At 62.3% G+C, this 24066-nt stretch carries 23 protein-coding genes; 15 read left to right on the top strand and 8 right to left on the bottom strand.

From position 1 onward, the window contains the following. Positions 1-36 precede the first annotated feature (36 nt). The 9 genes from mdcA to madM all read left to right on the top strand — a co-directional run bounded on the left by mdcA (position 37) and on the right by madM (position 7291). Positions 37-1707: a malonate decarboxylase subunit alpha gene (gene mdcA, locus BKX96_RS16200; RefSeq protein ID WP_046818321.1), complete on the top strand. Its 1671-nt coding sequence runs from the start codon at positions 37-39 to the stop codon at positions 1705-1707. Continuing rightward, positions 1707-2582 (top strand): triphosphoribosyl-dephospho-CoA synthase, encoded by an 876-nt coding sequence (locus BKX96_RS16195; protein WP_077184696.1) that lies wholly within the window; start codon positions 1707-1709, stop codon positions 2580-2582. Before mdcA ends, BKX96_RS16195 begins: the two co-directional genes overlap by 1 nt. Next, a complete protein-coding gene (locus BKX96_RS16190; protein ID WP_034147532.1) occupies positions 2582-2881 on the top strand; it encodes a malonate decarboxylase subunit delta in 300 nt (99 codons plus the stop codon). The genes BKX96_RS16195 and BKX96_RS16190 overlap by 1 nt, the downstream gene beginning before the upstream one ends. Continuing rightward, positions 2874-3725 (top strand): biotin-independent malonate decarboxylase subunit beta, encoded by an 852-nt coding sequence (locus tag BKX96_RS16185; RefSeq protein WP_077184695.1) that lies wholly within the window; start codon positions 2874-2876, stop codon positions 3723-3725. Before BKX96_RS16190 ends, BKX96_RS16185 begins: the two co-directional genes overlap by 8 nt. Beyond that, on the top strand, positions 3722-4525 hold the full coding sequence (mdcE, locus tag BKX96_RS16180; RefSeq protein WP_077184694.1) for a biotin-independent malonate decarboxylase subunit gamma: 804 nt from the start codon (positions 3722-3724) through the stop codon (positions 4523-4525). Before BKX96_RS16185 ends, mdcE begins: the two co-directional genes overlap by 4 nt. Beyond that, on the top strand, positions 4519-5139 hold the full coding sequence (locus BKX96_RS16175; RefSeq protein WP_077184693.1) for a malonate decarboxylase holo-ACP synthase: 621 nt from the start codon (positions 4519-4521) through the stop codon (positions 5137-5139). The genes mdcE and BKX96_RS16175 overlap by 7 nt, the downstream gene beginning before the upstream one ends. Beyond that, the gene (gene mdcH / locus BKX96_RS16170; protein ID WP_077184692.1) at positions 5136-6047 is read left to right on the top strand and encodes a malonate decarboxylase subunit epsilon; all 912 of its coding nucleotides are present in this window, start codon (positions 5136-5138) and stop codon (positions 6045-6047) included. Before BKX96_RS16175 ends, mdcH begins: the two co-directional genes overlap by 4 nt. A gap of 61 nt (positions 6048-6108) precedes the next feature. Then, entirely contained in the window at positions 6109-6525 is a 417-nt protein-coding gene (gene madL, locus BKX96_RS16165) for a malonate transporter subunit MadL (RefSeq protein ID WP_046818314.1), read from the top strand. A 1-nt stretch (position 6526) separates the two neighbouring features. Beyond that, positions 6527-7291: a malonate transporter subunit MadM gene (gene madM / locus BKX96_RS16160; protein WP_077184688.1), complete on the top strand. Its 765-nt coding sequence runs from the start codon at positions 6527-6529 to the stop codon at positions 7289-7291. A gap of 105 nt (positions 7292-7396) precedes the next feature. Here madM and BKX96_RS16155 read toward each other — a convergent pair whose 3' ends face one another. Beyond that, positions 7397-8311, bottom strand: a complete 915-nt coding sequence (locus tag BKX96_RS16155) for a LysR family transcriptional regulator (RefSeq protein ID WP_046818312.1) — start codon at positions 8309-8311, stop codon at positions 7397-7399. Positions 8312-8405: 94 nt separating this feature from the next. On the opposite strand from BKX96_RS16155, the gene trhA reads away from it, so the two are divergent. Then, positions 8406-9023, top strand: a complete 618-nt coding sequence (trhA, locus tag BKX96_RS16150) for a PAQR family membrane homeostasis protein TrhA (protein ID WP_046818311.1) — start codon at positions 8406-8408, stop codon at positions 9021-9023. Between the two features lie 15 nt (positions 9024-9038). Here trhA and BKX96_RS16145 read toward each other — a convergent pair whose 3' ends face one another. Further along, on the bottom strand, positions 9039-9950 hold the full coding sequence (locus tag BKX96_RS16145) for a LysR family transcriptional regulator (protein ID WP_077184686.1): 912 nt from the start codon (positions 9948-9950) through the stop codon (positions 9039-9041). Between the two features lie 109 nt (positions 9951-10059). On the opposite strand from BKX96_RS16145, the gene BKX96_RS16140 reads away from it, so the two are divergent. Both BKX96_RS16140 and BKX96_RS16135 read left to right on the top strand, forming a co-directional pair. Continuing rightward, positions 10060-11301, top strand: a complete 1242-nt coding sequence (locus tag BKX96_RS16140) for a D-amino acid dehydrogenase (protein WP_077184683.1) — start codon at positions 10060-10062, stop codon at positions 11299-11301. A 29-nt stretch (positions 11302-11330) separates the two neighbouring features. Further along, positions 11331-12233 carry a transporter substrate-binding domain-containing protein gene (locus tag BKX96_RS16135; protein WP_077184681.1) on the top strand — a complete coding sequence of 301 codons (903 nt, stop codon included), beginning with the start codon at positions 11331-11333 and terminating at the stop codon, positions 12231-12233. Between the two features lie 2 nt (positions 12234-12235). On the opposite strand, the gene BKX96_RS16130 is transcribed toward BKX96_RS16135, so the two are convergent. Beyond that, a complete protein-coding gene (locus BKX96_RS16130; protein WP_077184679.1) occupies positions 12236-12955 on the bottom strand; it encodes a 16S rRNA (uracil(1498)-N(3))-methyltransferase in 720 nt (239 codons plus the stop codon). A 144-nt stretch (positions 12956-13099) separates the two neighbouring features. After that, positions 13100-14506, bottom strand: coding sequence for an adenosylmethionine--8-amino-7-oxononanoate transaminase (locus BKX96_RS16125; RefSeq protein WP_046818306.1), 1407 nt, complete (start codon positions 14504-14506; stop codon positions 13100-13102). A 221-nt stretch (positions 14507-14727) separates the two neighbouring features. On the opposite strand from BKX96_RS16125, the gene BKX96_RS16120 reads away from it, so the two are divergent. The 3 genes from BKX96_RS16120 to BKX96_RS16110 all read left to right on the top strand — a co-directional run bounded on the left by BKX96_RS16120 (position 14728) and on the right by BKX96_RS16110 (position 18293). Then, positions 14728-16461, top strand: coding sequence for a flavin monoamine oxidase family protein (locus BKX96_RS16120; protein WP_046818305.1), 1734 nt, complete (start codon positions 14728-14730; stop codon positions 16459-16461). 660 nt (positions 16462-17121) lie between these two features. Then, positions 17122-17673: a cytochrome b gene (locus BKX96_RS16115; protein ID WP_046818304.1), complete on the top strand. Its 552-nt coding sequence runs from the start codon at positions 17122-17124 to the stop codon at positions 17671-17673. 32 nt (positions 17674-17705) lie between these two features. Continuing rightward, entirely contained in the window at positions 17706-18293 is a 588-nt protein-coding gene (locus BKX96_RS16110; protein ID WP_046818303.1) for a YceI family protein, read from the top strand. 228 nt (positions 18294-18521) lie between these two features. Here BKX96_RS16110 and rhlE2 read toward each other — a convergent pair whose 3' ends face one another. The 4 genes from rhlE2 to ahcY all read right to left on the bottom strand — a co-directional run bounded on the left by rhlE2 (position 18522) and on the right by ahcY (position 24045). Then, positions 18522-20396 carry an RNA helicase RhlE2 gene (rhlE2, locus tag BKX96_RS16105; RefSeq protein ID WP_046818302.1) on the bottom strand — a complete coding sequence of 625 codons (1875 nt, stop codon included), beginning with the start codon at positions 20394-20396 and terminating at the stop codon, positions 18522-18524. 225 nt (positions 20397-20621) lie between these two features. Continuing rightward, positions 20622-21437 (bottom strand): substrate-binding periplasmic protein, encoded by an 816-nt coding sequence (locus BKX96_RS16100; protein WP_046818301.1) that lies wholly within the window; start codon positions 21435-21437, stop codon positions 20622-20624. A 190-nt stretch (positions 21438-21627) separates the two neighbouring features. Then, the gene (metF, locus tag BKX96_RS16095; protein ID WP_008057037.1) at positions 21628-22473 is read right to left on the bottom strand and encodes a methylenetetrahydrofolate reductase [NAD(P)H]; all 846 of its coding nucleotides are present in this window, start codon (positions 22471-22473) and stop codon (positions 21628-21630) included. Positions 22474-22635: 162 nt separating this feature from the next. After that, a complete protein-coding gene (gene ahcY / locus BKX96_RS16085; RefSeq protein WP_046818300.1) occupies positions 22636-24045 on the bottom strand; it encodes an adenosylhomocysteinase in 1410 nt (469 codons plus the stop codon). Positions 24046-24066 lie beyond the last annotated feature (21 nt).

The following is a 24066-nucleotide window of genomic DNA, read 5'->3' as shown; positions in this document are numbered from 1 at the left end:
CTGTGACCCCCACGACAGCGAACCCGTGGAGTGGTCATGACAACAACAATATCCCCCGACTCGCGATGGACGCGGCGGCGTAGCGAAAAGCAGCGGCGTCTTGCGCAGGTGCGAGACCTGGCTGACGGTGTGGTGTTGCCCACCGACAAGATCGTGGCGGCACTGGAGGCGTTGATCCTGCCTGGCGACCGCGTGGTGCTGGAGGGCAACAACCAGAAGCAGGCGGATTTTCTTTCACGTTCCCTGGCCAAGGCCGACCCCGCGAAGCTGCATGACCTGCACATGATCATGCCCAGCGTCGGGCGCTCCGAGCACCTGGACCTGTTTGAACGCGGCATCGCCCGCAAGCTCGACTTCTCCTTCGCCGGTACCCAGAGCCTGCGCATCAGCCAGTTGCTCGAAGACGGCCTGCTGGAGATCGGCGCGATCCACACCTACATCGAGCTCTATGCGCGACTGGTGGTCGACCTGATCCCCAACGTGGTGCTCAGCGCCGGTTTCATGGCCGACCGCGCCGGCAACATCTACACCGGGCCCAGCACCGAAGACACCCCGGCGCTGATCGAGCCGGCGGCCTTCAGCGACGGCATCGTCATCGTCCAGGTCAACCAGTTGGTGGACGACGTCAGCGACTTGCCGCGGGTCGACATTCCCGCTTCCTGGGTCGACTTCGTGGTGGTGGCGGACAAGCCGTTCTACATCGAGCCGCTGTTCACTCGTGACCCCCGGCACATCAAGCCGGTGCATGTGCTGATGGCGATGATGGCGATTCGCGGGATCTACGAAAAACACAACGTGCAGTCGCTCAACCATGGGATCGGCTTCAACACCGCGGCCATCGAGCTGATCCTGCCGACCTACGGTGAATCCCTCGGCCTCAAGGGCAAGATCTGCCGCAACTGGACGCTCAATCCCCACCCAACCCTGATCCCGGCGATTGAAAGTGGCTGGGTCGAAAGTGTGCATTGCTTCGGCACCGAACTGGGCATGGAAAACTACATCGCCGCCCGGCCGGACGTGTTCTTCACCGGGCGCGATGGCTCCCTGCGCTCCAACCGGATGTACAGCCAACTGGCCGGGCAATACGCGGTGGACCTGTTCATCGGCGCCACCCTGCAAGTCGACGGCGACGGCCATTCTTCCACCGTGACCCGCGGTCGCCTGGCCGGTTTCGGTGGCGCGCCGAACATGGGCCACGACCCGCGCGGTCGCCGCCACGGCACACCAGCCTGGCTCGACATGCGCCACGCCGATGCGGCCGAGCCGATGCTCGAACGCGGCAAGAAACTGGTGGTGCAAATGGTCGAGACCTTCCAGGAAGGCGGCAAACCGACCTTCGTCGAAACCCTCGACGCGGTGGAGGTGGCGAAGAAAAGCGGCATGCCGCTGGCGCCGATCATGATCTACGGCGACGACGTCACCCACCTGCTGACCGAAGAAGGCATCGCCTATCTGTACAAGGCCCGTTCGCTGGAAGAGCGCCGGGCCATGATCGCCGCCGTGGCCGGGGTGACCGCCATCGGCCTGCGCCACGACCCCAAGGACACCGCGCGCATGCGCCGCGAAGGCTTGATCGCCTTGCCCGAAGACCTTGGCATCCGCCGCACCGACGCCACCCGCGAATTGCTCGCCGCGAAGAGCGTGGCCGACCTGGTGGAGTGGTCCGGTGGCCTCTACAACCCGCCCGCCAAATTCAGGAGCTGGTAATGCACGCACTCAACCTGCAACCGAAAACCCTGAGCCTGGCCGAACGCCTGGCAGACCTGGCGGTGGACGCGTTGATCGACGAGGCGGACCTGTCGCCGAAGCCGGCGCTGGTCGACCGCCGCGGCAATGGTGCCCATACCGATCTGCACCTGGGGCTGATGCACGCCTCGGCGCTGGCCTTGTGGCCGGCGTTCAAGGAAATGGCGCAAATCGCTATCGAGATCGGCGAGGTCGGATTGCCGCTGCGCGAGGCCATTGGCCTGATCGGTCGTGAAGGCGAACAGGCGATGCTTGCCACCACCAACGGCGTGAATACCCATCGCGGGGCGATCTGGGCGCTGGGCCTGTTGGTCGCCGCGGTTGCGCTTGAGCCGCAATCCAGCGCCGCCGGCTCTGTCGCCTTGCGCGCCGCACGCCTGGCCTTGCTCGATGATCGTTACGCACCGAGTCCGCTGAGCCATGGCGCCCAGGTCGCTCAACGCTACGGCGCACGGGGTGCCCGTGAGGAAGCGCAGCTCGGTTTCCCGGCAGTGACCCAACGCGCGCTGCCGCAACTCAAGTGCAGCCGCGCGGCCGGCCATGGCGAACAGAACGCGCGGCTCGATGCGCTGCTGGCGATCATGACCAACCTGGCCGACACCTGCGTGCTGTATCGCGCCGGGGAAGTGGGCCTGCACACCATGCAACTGGGCGCCCAGGCCGTGCTCGACGCGGGCGGCAGTGCCAGCCTCGCCGGGCGTCGTCGGCTGCACGTGCTGGACCAACAATTAATCGCATTGAATGCCTCGCCCGGTGGCGCTGCCGACCTGCTCGCAGCCTGCCTGTTCATCGATCGTATCGAGTCTGGCGATGGCATTACTCAGGGGGCGTTTTGATGGAAACCTTATCCTTTGAATTCCCCGCCGGTCAGCCGCCACGCGGTCGCACGCTGGTGGGTTGTGTAGGCTCGGGCGATCTGGAAGTACTGATCGAACCGGGTCAGGCCGGCAAGCTGACCATCACCGTGCAGACCTCGGTCAACGGCAGCGAACAACGCTGGCAGCACCTGTTCGCGCGGATGTTCGACGGCCAGACCCCGCCGGCCATGGACATCGATATCCACGATTTCGGCGCCACCCCCGGCGTGGTCCGCCTGCGCCTGGAGCAGGGCTTCGAGGAGATCGGTCATGACTGACAGTACAGCACTTCTCCATAAGCACAGCTTCGTCGAACTGGGTGCGCGGCAACGGGCCAAAGCCTTGCTCGATGCCGGCACCTTCCGCGAATTGCTCGACCCGTTCCAGCGGGTCATGTCGCCGTGGCTGTCGCGCCAGGGTGTTGTGCCACAGGCCGATGACGGCGTGGTCATCGCCAAGGGCAGCCTCGAGGGTTTGCCGGTGGTGATCGCGGCCATCGAAGGGGCCTTCCAGGGCGGCAGCCTCGGTGAAGTCGGCGGGGCGAAAATTGCCGGGGCGCTGGAACTGGCTGCCGAGGACAACCGCAAGGGCATCCCCACCCGCGCCGTACTGCTGCTGGAAACCGGTGGCGTGCGTTTGCAGGAAGCCAACCTCGGGTTGGCGGCGATTGCCGATATTCATGCGGCGATTGTCGATCTGCGCCAGTACCAGCCGGTGGTTGGCGTGGTGGCGGGAAGCGTCGGTTGTTTCGGCGGCATGTCGATTGCCGCCGGGCTGTGCAGCTACCTGCTGGTGACCCGGGAAGCGCGTCTGGGCCTGAACGGCCCACAGGTGATCGAACAGGAGGCGGGGCTCGAGGAATATGACTCGCGGGATCGTCCTTTCATCTGGAGTCTCACCGGCGGCGAGCAACGGTTTGCCACGGGGCTGGTGGATCGCTACACCGGTGACGACGTCGCGCAGATTCGCCAGCAGGTCGGTGAACTGCTCAAGCAAGGGTTGCCCGCGCAGCCACGCAGTACTCAGGCCGAGCTGTTTCTGCAACGGCTGGCGCGCCTGGACGCCGAACCGCAAATCGAACCGGCGACGGTTCGCGATCTGTATCAAGGAGAGCGCCCATGAGTGCCTATTCCCTCAGAGGCTTGAACTGGTTCAATGCCTTGGCTGCCGCTGCCAAGCCGGTCGACGGTGTGCCGGCCTCGCTGAAAGTGGCGGATGGGTTTCTAGGTGAACAAGCCGTGCGGTTTATCGCCGTGGTGGCCGACCCTGGCAACCGTTTCGTCCGCGCTCGTCATGGCGAAGTCGGTCTGCTCGAAGGCTGGGGCCTGGCCAAGGCGGTGGACGAGGTGATCGCCGCCGATCACGGCAAGCCGCAAAAACGCGCCTTGATCGCCATCGTCGACGTGCCCAGCCAGGCCTATGGTCGCCGTGAAGAAGCCCTCGGCATTCATCAGGCGCTGGCCGCTGCGGCGGACAGCTATGCCCGCGCCCGTCTGGCCGGGCATGCCGTCATCGGTCTGCTGGTGGGCAAGGCCATGTCCGGGGCGTTTCTCGCCCATGGCTATCAGGCCAACCGGCTGATTGCCCTGCGTGATCCGGGTGTGATGGTGCACGCCATGGGCAAGGCCTCGGCGGCGCGGGTGACCTTGCGCAGTGTCGAAGAATTGGAAACCCTGGCCGCCAGCGTGCCGCCGATGGCCTATGACATCGACAGCTATGCCAGCCTCGGCCTGCTCTGGGAAACCCTGGCGGTGCAGCAGATCGAACAGCCTACCGCGGCGGATCTGGCGCGGGTGAGCGAATGCCTGGTCCAGGCGATCGACGATGTCGCGCACAAGGGCACGGATCTCAGCGGTCGACTCGGCGCGGCCAATCGCGCGGCCTCAAGCAAGGTTCGCCAATTGCTGAGGGAGCAGTGGTGAGCCGTTACCTGGCCCACGACCTGCTGTGGGGCATGACCCCGCAGCAGTTGCCCGTGGATGCGCCTGCCTGGGCGATTGAGTCGATCGAAGCCGGCCAGCCCGTGGTGGTGCGCCGCGCGCCTTCGACGGCGGAGCGGATTGCGGTCGGCGTGCGTGGCCGTTTGCGTGAGCAGCGTTATGGGACCTCGATGGCGATCGCAGCGATCACCCGTCGGGTCAGTCCGGAACAGCTGTGTCATGTCCATACTCACCGCGACCTGCCCGCGCTTGAGGCCTTGGCTCAATTGCGCCCCGTACTCGATGCCTGCGGTTGGGCCTGGGGTGTCAGCGGCAGCGCCGGGTTTGAATTGGCCAGCGGCTTTGCAGCGCTGCATGAGGCCAGCGATCTGGACCTGATTCTGCGCACGCCACAAGCGCTGACCCGTGATCAGGCTCGGGAGTTGCTGGCATTGCTCGATGCGGCGCCCTGTGGGGTGGACATGCAGTTGCAGACTTCGTCTGGCGCTGTCGCCTTGCGTGAATGGGCGAGCGCTTCCACTCGGGTCCTGCTCAAGAATGCCACGGCAGCCTGCCTGGTGATCGACCCATGGAACCCCCGGGAGCAGGCAGCGTGAGCAGCTTGCTGGTGTTCCCGGGTCAGGGTGCGCAGCGGCCGGGCATGCTTCAGGGTTTGCCTGGGGAAACCCTGAGTGAAGCCTGCGATGTGTTGGGTGAAGACGTACGACTGCTTGATTCTGCCGAGGCATTGCGATCGACGAGGGCGGTGCAACTCTGCCTGCTGATCGCCGGTGTGGCGGCCGCACGGCAGTTGTCATTGCCGGCGGATTACGTCGCCGGGCTGTCCATTGGTGCCTACCCGGCCGCGGTGGTCGCCGGTGCCCTGGAGTTCAGCGATGCGCTGCACCTGGTCAGCCTGCGCGGTGAGTTGATGCAGCAGGCGTATCCACAGGGCTACGGGATGACCGCGATCATCGGCCTGGAACTGGCGGTGGTGGAGAGTTTGCTGGCCCAGGTCCACCGCGTCGATACGCCGGTTTACCTGGCCAATATCAATGCCGAAAACCAGGTGGTGATTGCCGGCAGTGACGCCGGGATGAAGGCGCTGGCCGAACTGGCAAAAGCACGCGGGGCGGGGCTGGCCAAGCGTCTGGCGGTGAGTGTGCCGTCGCACTGCCCGCTGCTGGATGCGCCGGCGCAAACCCTGGCCGAAGCGTTCGCCAATGTGAAGCTGCAAACGCCGAAGATTGGCTACCTGAGCGGCAGTCGTGCGCGCCCGGTGATCAAGGTCGAGGCCTTGCGCGACGACCTGGCCTACAACATGTGCCGCGTGGTGGATTGGCGCGGCACGGTGCAAAGCGCCTACGAGCGTGGCGTACGCCTGCAGATCGAACTGCCGCCCGGTGCGGTGTTGACCGGGCTGGCGCGCCGGGTATTCGAACAGGGCACCGTGATCGCTTTCGACGGTGCCCGGCTCGATACCCTGCAGGCGCTGTTGCGTGAGGAGGGACGTCGCCACCCCTAGACACCCTGAGGCTTCGAACAACAAGAACAACATTCGACGATGCACTTTGAGGACGACAACAATGATTATTTACGGTGTGGCGCTGCTGGCGATCTGTACGCTGGCAGGGGTGATCATGGGCGACATGCTCGGTGTCTTGCTGGGCGTCAAATCCAACGTCGGCGGGGTCGGGATCGCGATGATCCTGTTGATCTGCGCGCGGTTGTGGATGCACAAACGCGGCGGCATGACCAAGGACTGCGAAATGGGCGTCGGGTTCTGGGGTGCCATGTACATTCCGGTGGTGGTGGCGATGGCAGCGCAACAAAATGTGGTCACGGCCTTGCACGGCGGGCCGGTGGCGGTGCTGGCGGCGATCGGCTCGGTGGTGGTCTGCGGCTGCACCATTGCCCTGATCAGCCGGACCCACAAGGGCGAGCCCTTGCCCGATGAGCCCACGGAAATGACCCCCGTCGGCACGCCAGTAGGAGGTCGCTGATATGTGGGATCTCATCGAGAAAGGCCTGGAACACAACGGCCTGGTCACGGCATTTGCCTTCGTCGGCGTGATCATGTGGGTATCTGTCATCCTCTCCAAGCGCCTGACGTTCGGGCGCATCCATGGCTCGGCGATTGCGATCGTCATCGGCCTGGTCCTGGCCTGGGTCGGCGGCACCATGACCGGCGGGCAAAAAGGCTTGGCGGACCTGACCCTGTTCTCCGGCATCGGCCTGATGGGCGGCGCCATGCTGCGCGATTTCGCCATTGTCGCCACGGCGTTCGAAGTGCAGGCCACCGAAGCGAAAAAGGCCGGGTTGATCGGCGTGATCGCGTTGCTGCTGGGTACGGTGCTGCCGTTCATTGTCGGCGCGTGCATGGCCTGGGTGTTTGGTTATCGCGATGCGGTGAGCATGACCACGATTGGCGCGGGGGCGGTGACTTACATCGTCGGGCCAGTGACCGGTGCGGCGATTGGCGCGACCTCGGACGTAATGGCGCTGTCGATTGCCACAGGGCTGATCAAGGCGATCCTGGTGATGGTCGGCACGCCGATGGCGGCACGCTGGATGGGCCTGGATAACCCGCGCTCGGCGATGGTGTTCGGCGGCCTGGCGGGTACGGTGAGCGGGGTGACGGCGGGGCTGGCGGCGACGGATCGGCGGTTGGTGCCTTATGGCGCGTTGACGGCGACTTTCCACACCGGGCTTGGGTGCTTGCTGGGGCCTTCGTTGTTGTTCTTCATTGTTCGCGGGATTGTTGGCTAGGATTTTGTCTCGCTTGCCATGACGCCTTCGCGAGCAGGCTCGCTCCCACAAGGGATTGCATTCCAATGTGGGAGCGAGCCTGCTCGCGAAGGGCGCGACGCGGTCTCAAGCCTGGCGATTGGCATACATCCGACACTCCGCCAGCAACGCCAGCAAATTCGGGTCACGCTCCTTGGCCTTCAGGAACACCACGCCAATGTGCTGTTGCAACCGATACTTCTCCTGCAACGCAATCAGCTTCACCCGGTTTTCGTAGACCGCCGCAATCCTGCCCGGCAGCAACGCATACCCGACGCCCGAGCTGACCATGCTCAGGAGGGTGAAGATGTCGTTGACCTGCATCGCTACCTTCGGCTCGAACCCCGCCTGCTCGAATACCCGCTTGCCGTCCTGATGCGTGGCGAAGCCCTGGGTCAGGGTAATAAAGGTTTCGTCGCGGACTTCGGCCAGGTCGACTTCGGTACGCTGGGCGAACCTGGAATCGGCGGGGGTGGCGAGGAAGATGTCGTCAGAGAACAGCGGGATCTGCTCGCAATCGGGGTCGTTGATACTGTCGTCCAGGGACACCAGGATCGCGTCGACTTCCATGTTCTTGAGCTTGTACAGCAAGTCGAAGTTCGAGCCCAGGATCAGGTCGATGTTAAGTTCGCTGCGGCGGATCTTCAGGCCCATGATCAGTTGCGGCACGGTCTTGACCGTCAGTGAATACAGCGAGCCCAATTTGAAACGCTCGGCGGAGAACCCGGCAGCTTCGCGGGTCAGGCGCACGGTTTCGACCACATCCTGAATCAACTTCTGCGCCCGTTCTTCGAGGACGTAGGCGCTTTCCAGTGGCGTCAGGTTGCGCCCCTCGTGCTTGAACAACGGGCAGCGCAGGGCGCTTTCCAGGGAGTGGATGGCCCGATGTACGCTAACGTTACTGGTCTGCAATTCGGCAGCGGCGCGGGCCAGGTTGCCGGTGCGCATGAAAGCCAGGAACACCTCGAGTTTTTTCAGGGTCAACTCTTCATCGATCAGCATGGGGTGGGCTCTTATTGGGATAACCCGATTGTGCACGCATGCGGGTTGGATCGCGCCATATTGTGCTTTATCGATTTTCGAGGTGGGGTAAACGATGTATCACGGGGAAAGATTGAACGCCTGGACGCATCTGGTCGGGGCCGTGGCGGCGTTTGTCGGCGGAGTGTGGTTGATCGTGGTTGCCAGCCTTGACGGCAGTCCTTGGAAGATCGTCAGCATGGCGATCTACGCCTTTACCTTGCTGGTGTTGTACAGCGCATCGACCGTGTACCACAGCGTGCGCGGACGCAAGAAAGCGATCATGCAGAAAGTCGATCACTTCTCGATCTACCTGTTGATCGCGGGCAGCTACACGCCGTTCTGCCTGGTGACCCTGCGCGGGCCCTGGGGTTGGACTTTGTTCGGGATTGTCTGGGGGCTGGCGCTGATCGGCATCCTGCAGGAAATCAAGCCGAGGTCGGAAGCGCGCATCCTGTCGATCGTGATCTACGCGGTGATGGGCTGGATTGTGCTGGTGGCGGTCAAGCCGTTGCTGGCGGCGCTAGGCACTGCCGGGTTTGCGTGGCTGGCGTCGGGGGGGATTTTTTATACGGTGGGCATCATCTTTTTTGCCCTGGACCATCGCCTGCGGCATGCCCATGGGGTCTGGCACCTGTTCGTAATCGCCGGGAGTTTGCTGCATTTTGTGGCGATTTTCTTTTACGTCTTGTAGGCGAAGCGACCTTCATCAGGGACAGGCGAGGCGATCCAATTGCTCCTGGGCTCGACGGCTGAACACCTGCAATAAGTCGTTCAAAGTGTGGGGCGGTGGTTCGGCGGCGCGGGTCACTGCGTACAGGGTAATGGGCAGTGGCGGCGCCAGAGGGCGAATGGTTGTGGTGTCGGGAGACGCGCCGAGGGCGGTGAACGGATCGATCACCGCCACGCCCGCGCCAGACTCCACCATCGCCCGTGCCAGGGAGTAGGTCTGCACGGCGATGCGCACCCGGGGTGGCGGTTCAACGGCTTCCAGGTAACTGTCGAGCCGTGCTGCCAGCGGATCGGCACTGGATAAACCAATCAGCGGCGCATTCGCCAGGGCCATCAGCGGCAATGGTTTTCCCGTCTCTTCCTGTGGCCAGTAATCCCTCGGCGCCAGCGCCACCAGCACGCCGCACGCCAGGGCCTGGGCCTTGAGCCCCGGGTGATCCGGGCGTTGCAGGGTCAGGGCGACATCCACTTCACGCATCAACAGGTTCTGCACCAGTTCGCGACTGTGGGCGCTGGACAATTCGCAGACGATGTCCGGGTAGTGCATGGTCCACTCGTGAATGGCCGGCGGCAGCAATGACAGAGCCAGTGCCGGGGTGGCGCCGATGCGCAGGCTGTGACCCGGCTCGCGACGCAGGCTCTGGGCCAGGCGTCGCACGCCTTGCAGGCTTTCGCTGACCTTGTCCACTTCGCGCTCCAGCTCCAGCGCTTCCGGCGTCGCCTGCAACTTGCCGCGCACCCTCAGGAACAACGGGAAGCCCAATTGTTGCTCGGCGTGCTGCAACACCTTGCTCACCGCCGGCTGCGAGACATGCAGCAACTGCGCGGCAGCACTGATCGAGCCGGTCTGGCGGATGGCCTGGAAAATCTCGATATGGCGAAGGCGCATGGCAAGTCCATAACCTTTGTTTATATGTTTAACATGTTTATGCATTGTTCAACGTCTGTCACCTGGTTCTAACCTCGACCACGTTTTCACAACGGTTTTAAGGACGGACATGGCTCAGCGTGTGTGCATCATCGGCGGCGGTGTGATTGGCCTGGCTACGGCCTATGCGCTGGTGCGCGACGGTTTCGAGGTAACGCTGGTCGAGGCACGGGACTCGTTGGGCAGCGAAACCAGCTTCGCCAACGGCGGCCAGTTGTCCTATCGCTATGTCGCGCCCCTGGCCGACGCCGGTGTGCCGTTGCAGGCCATCGGCTGGATGCTGCGCGGCGACTCACCGCTGAAACTGCGCCCGCGCTTTGACCCGGCCCAGTGGCGTTGGATGGCGTCGTTCCTCGGCGCCTGCCGTCGCTCGGTCAACCGCGCGAACGCCGCGCACTTGCTGCGCCTGGCGCTATTGAGCCAAGCCACCTTGAAGTCCTGGCGCGAGGACGATGGACTGGCGGGTTTCCAGTGGCGGCGCAATGGCAAACTGGTGACTTTTCGTCAGAACAGCAGTTTCGAACATGCGCGCCAAGGTCTGGCCGACCCGCAACAACAGCAAGTGTTGTCGCCGGCCGAATGTGCACAGCTGGAACCGGCGCTGATCGATGCGCCCTTTGTCGGCGCGATCTACACCCCGGAGGAAGAGGTCGGCGATTGCCACGCTTTCTGCCAGCAACTGGCCGCGCGGCTGCAAGCGTCCGGCCGTTGCGAATTTCTCCTCGGGCAAGCAGTGACCGGGATTCGCCATGGCAACGGCAGCGTCAAGGCCATCGAACTGGGCGACCAGGTGCTGCCGGTCGAGCAACTGGTGATCGCCGCCGGACACCGCAGTCCGCTGTTGGCGCTGCCCGGGCTGCAACTGCCGCTTTACCCGCTCAAGGGCTACAGCCTGACCGTGCCCATCGGCGTCGGTCACCGGGCGCCGGACGTGAGCATCACCGACTATGACCGCAAGATCGTCTATGCCCGCATCGGCGAGCAATTGCGCGTGGCGGCGATGGTCGACATCGTCGGCTTCGACCCTGCGCTGGACCCCAAGCGCCTGGCACTGATCAAGCGTCAGGCCCATGACACCTTCCCGGATGCCGGTGCATATGACCAAGCCGTCGAGTGGGCCGGCATGCGCCCGGCCACCCCCAGCGGCGTACCGTTGCTGGGGGCGACGGCGTATCGCAACCTGTGGCTCAACCTCGGCCATGGTGCGCTGGGTTTCACCCTGGCGTGCGGCAGCGGGCGCGTGCTCAGCGAACTGATCGGCGAGCGCCGACCTTCCATCGACCTGCAGGGTTTCAACCACCGGGCTGCCTGAAAAAACATCACCCACAACGGAGAATAACAATGCAAAAAATCACGTTGCTCGCTTGCACCCTCAGCTTGTTGCTAGGCAGTCAGGCGCAGGCCAATGAAACGCCGCTGACGGGCACCCTGGGCAAGATCGCCGGTGCCAACAGCATTACCCTGGGCTATCGCGATGCTTCGGTGCCCTTTTCCTACGTGGGTGATCACAGCGGCAAGCCAATGGGGTACTCGGTGGATCTGGCGGGCAAGATCGTCGAACGCATCCAGCAGCAACTGGGGCGGCCTGACCTGAAGGTGAAGTACAACCTGGTGACCTCGCAGACCCGCATTCCATTGGTGCAGAACGGCACCGTGGACCTGGAGTGCGGTTCCACCGGCGTCACGGCCGAACGGCAAAAACAGGTGGCGTTCTCCTATGGCTTCATCTACGTCAAAGGCCAGCTGCTCACCGCGAAGGACAGCGGGATCAAGCGCTTTGCCGACCTGCGCGGCAAGAATGTGGTGACCACGGCCGGCACCACCAACGAGCGCTTCCTGAAAAGCTACAACGTCGATCACAAGATCGGCATGTTCGTGATCAGCGGCAAAGACCACGGCGAAGCCTTCCAGATGCTGCAATCGGGTCGGGCGGCGGCGTTCTACATGGACGACGCGCTGCTCTACGGCGAGCGGGCCAAGGCCAATGATCCGCACAAGTGGGTGGTGGTCGGGGAGGAGCAATCGCGGGAGATCTACAGCTGCATGGTGCGCAAGGACGATCCGCAGTTCCTCGCCCTGGTCAACGGCGTGTTGGCGGACCTGTATAGCTCGGGCGAGATCAATGGCATTTACCAGCGCTGGTTCGAGCAGCCGATCCCGCCGAAGGGTTTGAACCTTGAGTTCCCGATGACCAGCGAACTCAAGGCGATCATTGCCAAGCCGGTAAGCGATCCGGTGCAGTAGCTTTAGAAATCACCCCAGAGTTGCTGGGCCACTGCCAATGCCACAACCGGCGCGGTTTCGGTGCGCAGCACTCGCGGGCCGAGGCGGGCGGCATGGAAGCCGTTGGCCTTGGCCTGATCGACTTCGGCGTCGGACAAACCGCCTTCCGGGCCGATCAGGAACGCCAGGGACGCAGGCTTGGCATGGCTGACCAATGGCTCGGCCACCGGATGCAGCACGAGTTTCAATTCGGCTTCAGTCTGCTTGAGCCAGTCAGCCAACAGCACCGGCGGATGAATCACCGGCACCCGTGAGCGCCCGCATTGCTCGCAGGCGCTGATTGCTACCTGGCGCCAGTGCAGCAGGCGTTTGTCGGCGCGTTCATCCTTCAAGCGGACTTCACAACGCTCGCTGAAAATCGGCGTGATTTGCGTGACGCCCAGTTCGGTGGCTTTCTGGATCGCCCAGTCCATGCGCTCGCCTCTGGACAAGCCTTGGCCGAGGTGGATCTGCAGCGGCGATTCGACCTGGCCGGCGAATTGTTCGTTTATCTGTACCACTACGCGTTTTTTGCCGACTTCCACCAGCGTGCCGCGAAATTCATGGCCGGAACCGTCGAACAGTTGCAACGCATCGCCCTCGGCCATGCGCAGCACGCGCCCGATGTAATGGGCCTGGGCCTCGGGCAGCTCGTGCTCGCCAGTGCTCAAGGGAGCGTCGATGAAGAAGCGGGACAGTCTCATGCGTGGTCTCTGTAATTCAAATGTAGGTCTTGCTGACGCCTTCGCGGGCAAGCCCGCTCCCACAGGGTAATGCGGTTAACTGTGGGAGCGGGCTTGCCCGCGAAGGCGTCAGCCCTTGCACCACAGAAACCAGGGTGAAACCAATCAGCCCGGATCGCGGAACCCCGGATGGAAATCCTTCGGCACCGCCACGCTGACGCTCTCGCGGGTGGCAATGTCGATCCCTTCGCTGGCGACTTCGGCGAGGAAATCGATCTGCTCCGGGGTGATCACGTACGGCGGCAGGAAATACACCACGCTGCCCAACGGGCGAAGCAAGGCGCCGCGCTCCAGCGCATGCTGGAACACCTTCAGGCCGCGGCGTTCCTGCCACGGATAAGCCTCTTTACTGGCTTTGTCCTTGACCATCTCGATAGCCAGCACCATGCCAGTCTGGCGCACTTCACTGACGTTCGGATGATCGGCCAGGTGAGCGGTGGACGAGGCCATGCGCTGGGCCAGGGCCTTGTTGTTCTCGATGACGTGGTCTTCTTCGAAGATATCCAGCGTCGCCAGGGCCGCCGCGCACGCCAGCGGGTTGCCGGTGTAGCTGTGGGAGTGGAGGAAGGCGCGCAGGGTCGGGTAATCGTCGTAGAAGGCGCTGTAGACGTCGTCGGTGGTCAGGCACGCCGCCAGCGGCAGGTAGCCGCCGGTCAAGGCCTTGGACAGGCACAGGAAATCCGGGCGGATGCCGGCCTGCTCGCAGGCGAACATCGTCCCGGTGCGGCCGAAGCCGACAGCGATTTCATCGTGGATCAGGTGCACGCCGTAACGATCACAGGCTTCGCGCAGCAGCTTGAGGTACACCGGGTGGTACATGCGCATGCCGCCGGCGCCCTGGATCAGCGGCTCGACGATCACCGCCGCGACGCTATCGTGGTTCTCGGCCAACGTCTGCTCCATGGCGGCGAACATGTTGCGCGAGTGCTCTTCCCAGCTCATGCCCTCAGGGCGCAGGTAGCAATCGGGGCTCGGCACCTTGATGGTGTCGAGCAGCAGCGCCTTGTAGGTTTCGGTGAACAGTGGCACGTCGCCCACCGACATCGCCGCCATGGTCTCGCCGTGGTAGCTGTTAGTCAGGGTGACGAAGCGCTTCTTGTCAGGCGCGCCGCGGTTGAGCCAGTAGTGAAAGCTCATTTTCAGCGCGACTTCGATGCAGGATGAGCCGTTATCGGCGTAGAAGCACCGGGTCAGGCCTTCCGGCGTCATCTTCACCAGGCGCTCGGACAGCTCGATCACCGGCTGATGGCTGAAGCCAGCGAGGATCACGTGCTCCAGCTGATCAACCTGGTCCTTGATGCGCTGGTTGATGCGCGGGTTGGCATGACCGAACACGTTCACCCACCAGGAGCTCACCGCGTCGAGGTAGCGCTTGCCTTCGAAATCTTCCAGCCACACGCCTTCACCGCGCTTGATCGGGATCAGCGGCAGTTGTTCGTGATCTTTCATCTGGGTGCAGGGATGCCACAACACCGCGAGATCGCGTTGCATCCACTGATTATTAAGGCCCATGTTCAGTCTCCTCGAGGCGTTCCGTGACATGCGCGGACTTACAATCGCGCAAGCCTATGCAATGCGTGCCTCGGGAACAACCCATTGTGTCGATTGAGCTACTTTGTATAGGGCGGTAGACGTTGCTGGCGGGCGTCTGACGGCTGACGTATCCTTCGCGGTTCTTGGGCCGCCTGGCTCGCAAAACCGCTATTTTTTCCTGAATTTCCGGAGTTCGCTGAATGTCTGTCGGTTGGCTGCGCGCCTGTGCGCTGGTGATGTTGGGGCTGTTCAGCGTGTCTGCGCTGGCAAAGGATAAAACCGCGATCGTGATCGGCGGCGGGGTTTCGGGCCTCACGGCTGCCTATGAGCTGCAGAAAAAAGGCTGGCAGGTCACGCTGCTGGAAGCCAAGCCGAGCCTGGGCGGTCGTTCCGGCATGGCCACCAGCGAGTGGATCGGCAACGACAAGACCCAGCCGGTACTGAACAAGTACGTATCGGAATTCAAGCTGAGCACTACGCCAGCCCCTGAATTCGTGCGCACACCGAGCTACCTGATCGACGGCGTGTATTACACCGCCGCCGACCTGGCCACCAAGGATCCAACCACGGCCGAAGCGCTCAAGCGTTACGAAAAGACCGTGGACGACCTGGCGCGCTCGATTGAAGACCCGCAAAACCCGTCGGCCAACAACACGCTGCACGCCCTGGACCAGATCAACGTGTCCAACTGGCTGGATCGCCTGAGTCTGCCGGCCACGGCCCGTCAGTTGGTGAACCAGCAGATCCGTACCCGTTACGACGAACCTTCGCGTATCTCACTGCTGTACTTCGCCCAGCAGAGCCGCGTTTACCGTGGCGTTTCCGACCGTGACCTGCGTGCTTCGCGCCTGGTCGGCGGCAGCCCGGTGCTGGCCCAAGCCTTCGTCAAGCAGCTGAAAACCATCAAGACCAGCTCCCCGGTCTCGTCCATCAGCCAGGACAAGGACGGCGTCACCGTCAAGGTCGGCAGCGTTGGCTATCAGGCTGACTACGTGGTACTGGCCGTGCCGCTGCGCGCGCTGAACAAGATCCAGATGACCCCGGCGCTGGACGCCCAGCACCTGGCGGCGATCAAGGGCACCAACTATGGCTGGCGCGACCAGATCATGCTGAAGTTCAAGACGCCGGTGTGGGAGCCTAAAGCGCGCATGTCCGGCGAGATTTTCAGCAACACTGGCCTGGGCATGTTGTGGATCGAGCCGGCCTTGAAGGGCGGCGCCAACGTGGTGATCAACCTTTCCGGCGATAACGCACGGGTGATGCAGGCGTTCGGCGACAAGCAGATGGTCGATCAGGTGCTGATCCGCCTCCACGCGTTTTATCCACAGGCGCGCGGTTCGTTCACCGGTTATGAAATCCGTCGCTACAGCACCGACCCTTCGATGGGCGGCGCCTACCTGGCCTTCGGCCCAGGTCAGATCAGCAAGTTCTGGCGCCTGTGGGAACGCCCGATCCAGCGCGTAGCCTTTGCCGGCGAGCACACCGACACCCTGTACCCGGGTACCCTGGAAGGCGCGTTGCGCACCGGCCAGCGGGCGGCCAGTCAGGTGGAAGACCTGGCGGCGGGCAAGTCGTTTGAACCGAAGGCCGCTCCAGTCGCCGCCGCAGCGGCAGCCGGCGCGGTAGCGGCGAAGAAGGGTAACTTCTTCACCAACCTGTTCGGCGGCTCGGACGACGAGAAGAAGCCAGAGCCGGTTAAAGCGCCAGAACCCGTAGCCCCGGCGCCTGCACCCGCCCCGGCACCGACCCCTGCACCTGCTCCGGTCGAACCACCGAAGCCTGCGGCACCGGTGAAAGCGGAGCCTGCGAAGAAGGCCCCGGCCAAAGCGCCCGTGAAGAAGACCGAGACTAAAAAAGCCCCGGCCAAGGCACCGGCGAAAAAGACTGAGCAAGCGAAGAAGCCAGCGGCGACCACGGTTACCAAGGCGCAGTAACGTTCAGGCGTAAAAAAAGCGCGGCCCGAGGGTCGCGCTTTTTTTTGCCATCAAACATGAGGCATCTCGGCGTTGACGGCCAGTCCTACACGCCTCAGCGATATATCAGAGACTTCCCACAAGCGAATCGGAAGGGAATGATGAGTAGCGCTTGACCTTGGACTCTATGCTCTTCAGAAACGGGAGAGCCTATGAAAGAACTGACAGTAATCATCGTATTGATAGCCCTTGCCGGTTGTGCAAATGCCGAGCTTTTTACTGAGGGATACAATCGGAGATACGGCCATGGACTGGCCTACAAATGCGATATGAATCCGTACGATCCTGACTGTCTACAGCCACCTCCCGTGTACCACAATTAGGCAAGGCAAAGACCACTGAGACCAGGGCTCGATAACGTTCAAGCGCAAAAAAGCGCGGCTCAAGGCTGCGTTTTTTTACGCCTGAAAAAAACCGAGGAGAGGAATCGAATAAAACTTTTGATACAGGTGTTCTCTGGTTTGTATTCACTTCTTTTCACAATTTCGACTTTAATCTTTCCTTAACCCGCGTGATTCAGGCTCTTGATCGTATTTCTCGATATTTCAAAGCGAAATTTTCCGCTTTAATTCGATAGGTAAATCGATAGTCTTGGGGCCAGCACTTACAGGGATCTAGGCAATGCAGCTACGAAACTCTACTTCCCGCTACGGCTGGGTCAGCATTTTCATGCACTGGGGTGTGGCGCTGGCGGTCTTCGGGCTGTTCGCGTTGGGGCTGTGGATGGTCGGGCTCGACTACTACAGCACCTGGCGCAAAGACGCGCCGGACCTGCACAAGAGCATTGGCTTGGTGTTGCTGGGCGTGATGGTGCTGCGGGTATTGTGGCGCTTCATCAGTCCGCCGCCACCGACCTTGACCAGCTACAGCCGCATGACGCGCCTGGGCGCCAAGTTTGGCCATGGCTTTCTGTATCTCAGTCTGTTTGCTGTGATGATTGCCGGTTACCTGATTTCCACCGCCGAAGGTGTCGGTATCCCGGTGTTTGGTTTGTTTGAAGTGCCTGCACTGGTGTCCGGGCTACCGGACCAGGCAGATACCGCTGGCGTGATTCACCTCTACCTGGCGTGGGTGCTGGTAATTTTTTCCGGCCTCCATGCGTTGGCAGCATTGAAGCACCACTTTATCGACCGTGATGTGACCCTCAAGCGCATGCTGGGTCGCAAAGCCTGAAGTTCAACCTCGACTCCAAAGGAAAACAAAGTATGTTGAAAAAGACTCTGGCCGCTCTGGCAATCGGTTCCGCCCTGTTGTCCGCCGGTAGCGTAATGGCCGCTGACTACGTGGTCGACAAAGAAGGCCAGCACGCCTTCGTTGACTTCAAGATCAGCCACTTGGGCTACAGCTTCATCACCGGTACCTTCAAGGACATCGACGGCAAGTTCAGCTTTGACGCTGCCAAGCCTGAAGACAGCAAGATCGAATTCAACGTGAACACCGCCAGCGTGTTCACCAACAATGCCGAGCGTGACAAGCACATCTCCAGCAAAGACTTCCTGAACGGCAGCAAAGCCACGTTCGTTTCCACCAGCGTCAAGCCTACCGGCAAGAACGCCGCTGGCAAGGACACTGCTGACGTGGCTGGCGACCTGACTATCCTCGGTGTGACCAAGCCAATCGTGGTCAAGGCCACTTTCCTGGGTGAAGGCAAGGATCCATGGGGCGGCTACCGTGCAGGCTTCGAGGGTACCTTCAGCCTCAAGCGTTCCGATTTCGGCAAGCAGAAGGACCTGGGTCCATCGTCCGATGCAGTTGAAATGTACGTGACCTTTGAAGGTGTCAAAGCGAAGTAATTTTCGCGCCTGACAAAAAAACGCCCGCTGCTCTCCCGAGTACGGGCGTTTTTTATTGCCCTACACAACCCCCCTGTAGGAGCTGGCTTGCCAGCGAAGGCGTCCCTGAGGTCTGCGCAGAATTCGAGGGCCCCTTCGCCGGCAAGCCGGCTCCTGCAGGTTTTGTGTTTGCGCATAAAAAATGCCCCGGATCGCGAGATCAGGGGCATTTTTCATGGCAGCGACAAATCAGCGATTGCGGGTCAGCAACGCCGGTTTTTCACCACGAGGACGGCTTGGCAGTTGATCCAGCTGCTCAGGTGTCGGGAAGCGATCGGCCTTCGACTCCTTGTGCATGATCTTCGGCGCTGGACCGCGAGGGTTCTGCACGGCCGGTTCCGAACGTGGTTGCTCGTCACGGGCCGGGCGGCGGTTGCGCGAGTCTTCGCGACGGGCCTGGCCATCACGTGGCGCGCCGCTGCGTGGACCGCTGCGCTTGGCTGGCGGGGTGCCGGTGCTGGCGCCATCGCTGTTGCGCGGACCGCTCTGGCGACCGCCCTGTGGCTTGCCGCCACGGGGAGCGCCGGAACCGGCAGCTGTGCCTTGTGCCGGGGCACCCGGACGACGGCCGCGGCCCTGGGCAGGTTTCTGCTGTGGCACGTAGTCGACGCGGTTACCGAAGTTATCGATATCGTCGTCGAGGAATTCGTCCGGCGCACGATCGGCCGCGGCGCGCGGCGGCTGGCTTGGCTGTCGCTGTTCGCGGGCCGGGGTGCCTTCGCGCGGCTTTTGCTGGCGGGCTGGACGCTCACCGCGCTCAGCCGCCGGCTTTTCCTTGCCCTTGTCCTTGCCTTTGTCCTTACGACCGCCACCACCGCCACCGCCGTTCGGACCATCGCCGCGTGGGCCACGTGGATTGCGCGGGTTGCGCATGTCCGGACGCTCGCGTGCTTCGGGTTTCTCGGCTTCCACGGCGCTGATATCGAAGCCCATCAGGTCGCCGTCGGCGATTTTCTGCTTGGTCATGCGTTCGATGCTTTTCAGCAGCTTCTCTTCGTCCGGAGCCACCAGCGAGATCGCCTCGCCCGAGCGACCGGCACGGCCCGTACGGCCGATGCGGTGCACGTAGTCTTCATCGACGTTCGGCAGTTCGAAGTTGACCACGTGTGGCAACTGGTCGATGTCCAGGCCGCGGGCGGCGATGTCGGTGGCGACCAGGATGCGCACGGTGCCGGCCTTGAAGTCGGCCAGGGCTTTGGTGCGCGCGTTCTGGCTCTTGTTGCCGTGGATAGCAACGGCGCTCAGGCCGTGTTTGTCCAGGTACTCGGCCAGGCGGTTGGCGCCGTGCTTGGTGCGGGTGAACACCAGGACCTGTTCCCAGGCGCCAGCGGTGATCAGGTGCGCCAGCAGCGAACGCTTGTGGTTGGCCGGCAGGCGGAATACGCGTTGCTCGATGCGCTCGACCGTGGTGTTCGGCGGCGTGACTTCGATGCGTTCCGGGTTGTGCAGCAATTTGCCGGCGAGGTCGGTGATGTCCTTGGAGAAGGTCGCCGAGAACAACAGGTTCTGGCGTTTGGCCGGCAGGCGGGCCAGGACCTTCTTCACGTCATGGACGAAGCCCATGTCGAGCATGCGGTCGGCTTCGTCCAGCACGAGGATTTCCACGTGGGACAGGTCGACGCTGCCTTGGCCGGCGAGGTCGAGCAGACGGCCAGGGCAGGCCACCAGCACGTCGACACCGCGGGACATGGCCTGGACCTGCGGGTTCATGCCGACGCCACCGAAGATGCAGGCGCTGACGAACTTCAGGTCACGGGCGTAGACCTTGAAGCTTTCGTGCACTTGCGCGGCGAGTTCGCGAGTAGGGGTCAGGACCAGTACGCGCGGTTGGCGCGGGCCGTGACGCTGGGATTTGTCCGGGTGACCGTTGGGGAACAACCGCTCCAGGATCGGAAGGGCGAAACCGCCGGTTTTACCAGTACCTGTCTGTGCCGCGACCATCAGGTCGCGACCTTGCAACACGGCGGGAATGGCCCGCTGTTGCACCGGAGTAGGCTCGGTATAGCCCGCTGCCTCGATGGCGCGGACTAAAGCCTCGGAGAGACCGAGGGAAGCAAAGGACATGAGTAATCCTGTTCTAAGTTAGGGCTTGGCCCAATGGGAGTCTTGCCTGGCGCGAATGGCGTTTATGGGGAACGCAATCCCGTCCGGTCCTGCTTCGGTCACGAAGGCTCGTCTGGAGCGCTCGCGCGGGCTGGAAAGCTGCGCTGTAGCGGGGTCGAGATGCCTTGAACGGTTCCGAGCGTCCGGGCGTGAGCCTGGCGGGAAGGCCGGAGTATAACAGAGCAATCACTGCGCGCCGCTTTCCTGCTGCTCAACGGTTTTTTCTGTGTTGGCCGTGGTTCGTGCGGGGTTGACGGTAATAGCCGGGGCGGCGCCGTAGCGCGCGCTGAGTTCGGCGTAGGCCGGTTCGCGCTTGAAACGTTTGAGTTCGGCGCCGAAGCGCTGCACCAGCAGGTCCATGCCGGCATTGCGGCGCACCGCCAGAAACTGGCTCTGCTGACTGATGACTGTGGGGTTTTCGGTGATCTTGTTGCGGATATTCAGTTCGTCGAGCAGGTGCTGGCCCACCCTGCGGTCGGTGATCAGCAGGTCGATTCGCCCGCGCACCAGTTTGCCGAAGTTTGCTTCATGGCTGGGTGCCGGTTCCCGGGTGAACAGGGTCGAGTCCCGAAAGTCCTGGCTGTACAGGTAGCCGGGAGAGATGCCGATGGTCAGGCCGCGCAGTTCGTCGAGGGTACGAAACGGGTGGGGCCGGGCGTTGGCGTAGAACATCACGAACTGGACTTCCGAGAGCGGTTCGCTGGGGTAGAGCAGGGTCGCATCACGTTCTTCGCTGTGGAAAATGTCCAGCGCGCCATCCGCCTGGCCGGTTTCGAGCATCGACAGGCAGCGTTTCCAAGGCAGGAACTGCCATTCCACTTCGATGCCCAGGCGCTTGAAGACGATGGCGGTGGTTTCGTAGTCCAGGCCCAGGGCTTTGCCGTTTTCCTCGTACACGTAAGGTGCCCAGGGTTCGGTGACAATGCGCAATTTCTCGCCCCGAGCGGCGAAGCTCAGGCAAGTGAATACAAGCAGGGTGATGAACTGCGTGATCAAAGGCATGGGCTTGAGATTACGACGAGAAACGCGAAAGAGCCAGAAACTGGTAGCAGATGCTCTAACTCCGTGGATTGCCGCACAATAAAAGTGCCTGAAAGCAAAAGATCGCCGCCTGCGACAGCTCCTACAGGGATTACACATTTCCCCTGTAGGAGCTGTCGCAGGCGGCGATCTTTTGATCTTGCCTTGATGCTTAACGCGGCAACTTCAGGTTGTTCCACACCGCCAGGCTCGCTTCAGCCTGGTTCAGCGTGTAGAAGTGCAGCCCTGGCGCACCGCCCTGGAGCAGGCGTTCGCACATCTCGGTGATGACTTGCTCGCCGAAACGCTGAATGCTCTGGGTATCGTCGCCGTAGGCTTCCAGTTGCTTGCGGATCCAGCGCGGGATCTCCGCACCGCAGGCATCGGAGAAGCGTGCCAGCTTGCTGTAGTTGGTGATCGGCATGATCCCCGGCACGATCGGAATGTTCACACCCTTGGCCCGCACGCGCTCGACGAAATAGAAGTAGCTGTCGGCGTTGAAGAAGTACTGGGTGATCGCACTGTCGGCGCCAGCGTTGGCTTTGCGTACGAAGTTGTTGATATCGTCTTCGAAGTTGCGGGCCTGCGGATGCATTTCCGGGTAGGCGGCGACTTCGATGTGGAAATGATCGCCGGTCTCTTCACGGATGAATTCAACCAGGTCGTTGGCGTGGCGCATTTCGCCGCTGGCCATGCCCATGCCCGAAGGCAGGTCACCGCGCAACGCGACGATGCGCTGGATGCCGGCGGCCTTGTACTGGCTCAGCAGGCCGCGCAGGTCGGCCTTGCTGTCGCCGACGCAGGATAAGTGCGGTGCGGCCGGGACTTTGACTTCACTCTCGAGCTGCAACACGGTGTTGAGGGTGCGATCACGGGTCGAACCACCGGCACCGTAGGTGCAGGAGAAGAAATCGGGGTTGTACGTGGCCAGCTGACGGGCAGTGGCGAGCAGCTTTTCATGCCCAGCGTCGGTCTTGGTAGGGAAGAACTCGAAGCTGTAGCGACGATCTTGGGACATGGTCATATCCTTGGAAACACGTAAGCCTGGAAGACGTGCACATCCCTATGTGGGAGCGGGCTTGCTCGCGAAAGCGGTGGGTCAGACAACATTTATGTCGAATGATGATCCGCCTTCGCGAGCAAGCCCGCTCCCACAAGGGAGAGCAGGCTGCAGATCCGATCAGTAGCGGTAAGCGTGCGGCTTGAACGGACCTTCGACGGTCACGCCGATGTAGTCGGCCTGGGTCTTGGTCAGCTGAGTCACGACGCCGCCGAAACCGCGGACCATTTCCAGGGCCACTTCTTCGTCGAGTTTCTTCGGCAGTACTTCAACGGTCAGGCGCTCGGCTTTCTGGGCTGGCGACAGGTCGGCGTACTTCTGGCCGAAGAGGAAGATCTGCGCCAGTACCTGGTTGGCGAACGAACCGTCCATGATGCGGCTTGGGTGGCCAGTGGCGTTGCCCAGGTTAACCAGGCGGCCTTCAGCCAGCAGGATCAGGTAGTCGTCGTTCTGCGGGTCGAAAGCGCCAGCGCCGGTGCGGTGGATCTTGTGAACCTGCGGCTTCACTTCTTCCCATGCCCAGTTCTTGCGCATGAAAGCAGTGTCGATTTCGTTGTCGAAGTGGCCGATGTTGCAGACAACAGCGCGTTTCTTCAGGGCCTTGAGCATGTTCGCGTCGCAAACATTGACGTTGCCGGTGGTGGTCACGATCAGGTCGATCTTGCCCAGCAGTGCTTTGTCGATGCTCTCTTCGGTACCGGTGTTGATACCGTCGATGAACGGCGAAACCAGTTCGAAACCGTCCATGCAGGCTTGCATGGCGCAGATCGGGTCGACTTCGGACACCTTGACGATCATGCCTTCCTGACGCAGGGACTGGGCCGAACCCTTGCCCACGTCACCGTAACCGATGACCAGCGCTTGCTTGCCGGACAGCAGGTGGTCGGTGCCGCGCTTGATCGCATCGTTCAGGCTGTGACGGCAGCCGTACTTGTTGTCGTTCTTGCTCTTGGTCACCGAGTCGTTGACGTTGATGGCCGGGATTTTCAGCTCGCCCTTGGCCAGCATGTCCAGCAGGCGGTGTACGCCGGTGGTGGTTTCTTCGGTCACGCCGTGAACGCGGTCCAGTACCTGTGGGTACTTCTTGTGCAGCAGTTCGGTCAGGTCACCGCCGTCGTCGAGGATCATGTTGGCGTCCCATGGCTGGCCATCCTTGAGGATGGTCTGCTCCAGGCACCACTCGTACTCTTGCTCGGTTTCACCTTTCCAGGCGAAAACCGGGATGCCGGCAGCGGCGATGGACGCAGCGGCCTGGTCTTGAGTCGAGAAAATGTTGCAGGACGACCAGCGTACTTCGGCACCCAGGGCAACCAGGGTTTCGATCAGCACGGCGGTCTGGATGGTCATGTGGATGCAGCCGAGGATCTTCGCGCCCTTGAGCGGTTGCTCTTCAGAGTACTTGCGACGCAGACCCATCAGGGCCGGCATTTCGGACTCGGCGATGATGGTTTCGCGACGGCCCCAGGCAGCCAGGGACATGTCGGCGACTTTGTAATCGGTAAAATCTGCAGGCGTGATAACAGCGCTCATGAAGAGCCTCCATTCGTAATG

Source organism: Pseudomonas putida (assembly GCF_001976065.1).
Lineage (GTDB): Bacteria > Pseudomonadota > Gammaproteobacteria > Pseudomonadales > Pseudomonadaceae > Aquipseudomonas > Aquipseudomonas serbica.
The sequence above is the reverse complement of the archived record's forward strand: the minus strand, read 5'-3'. Positions and strand labels throughout refer to the sequence as shown.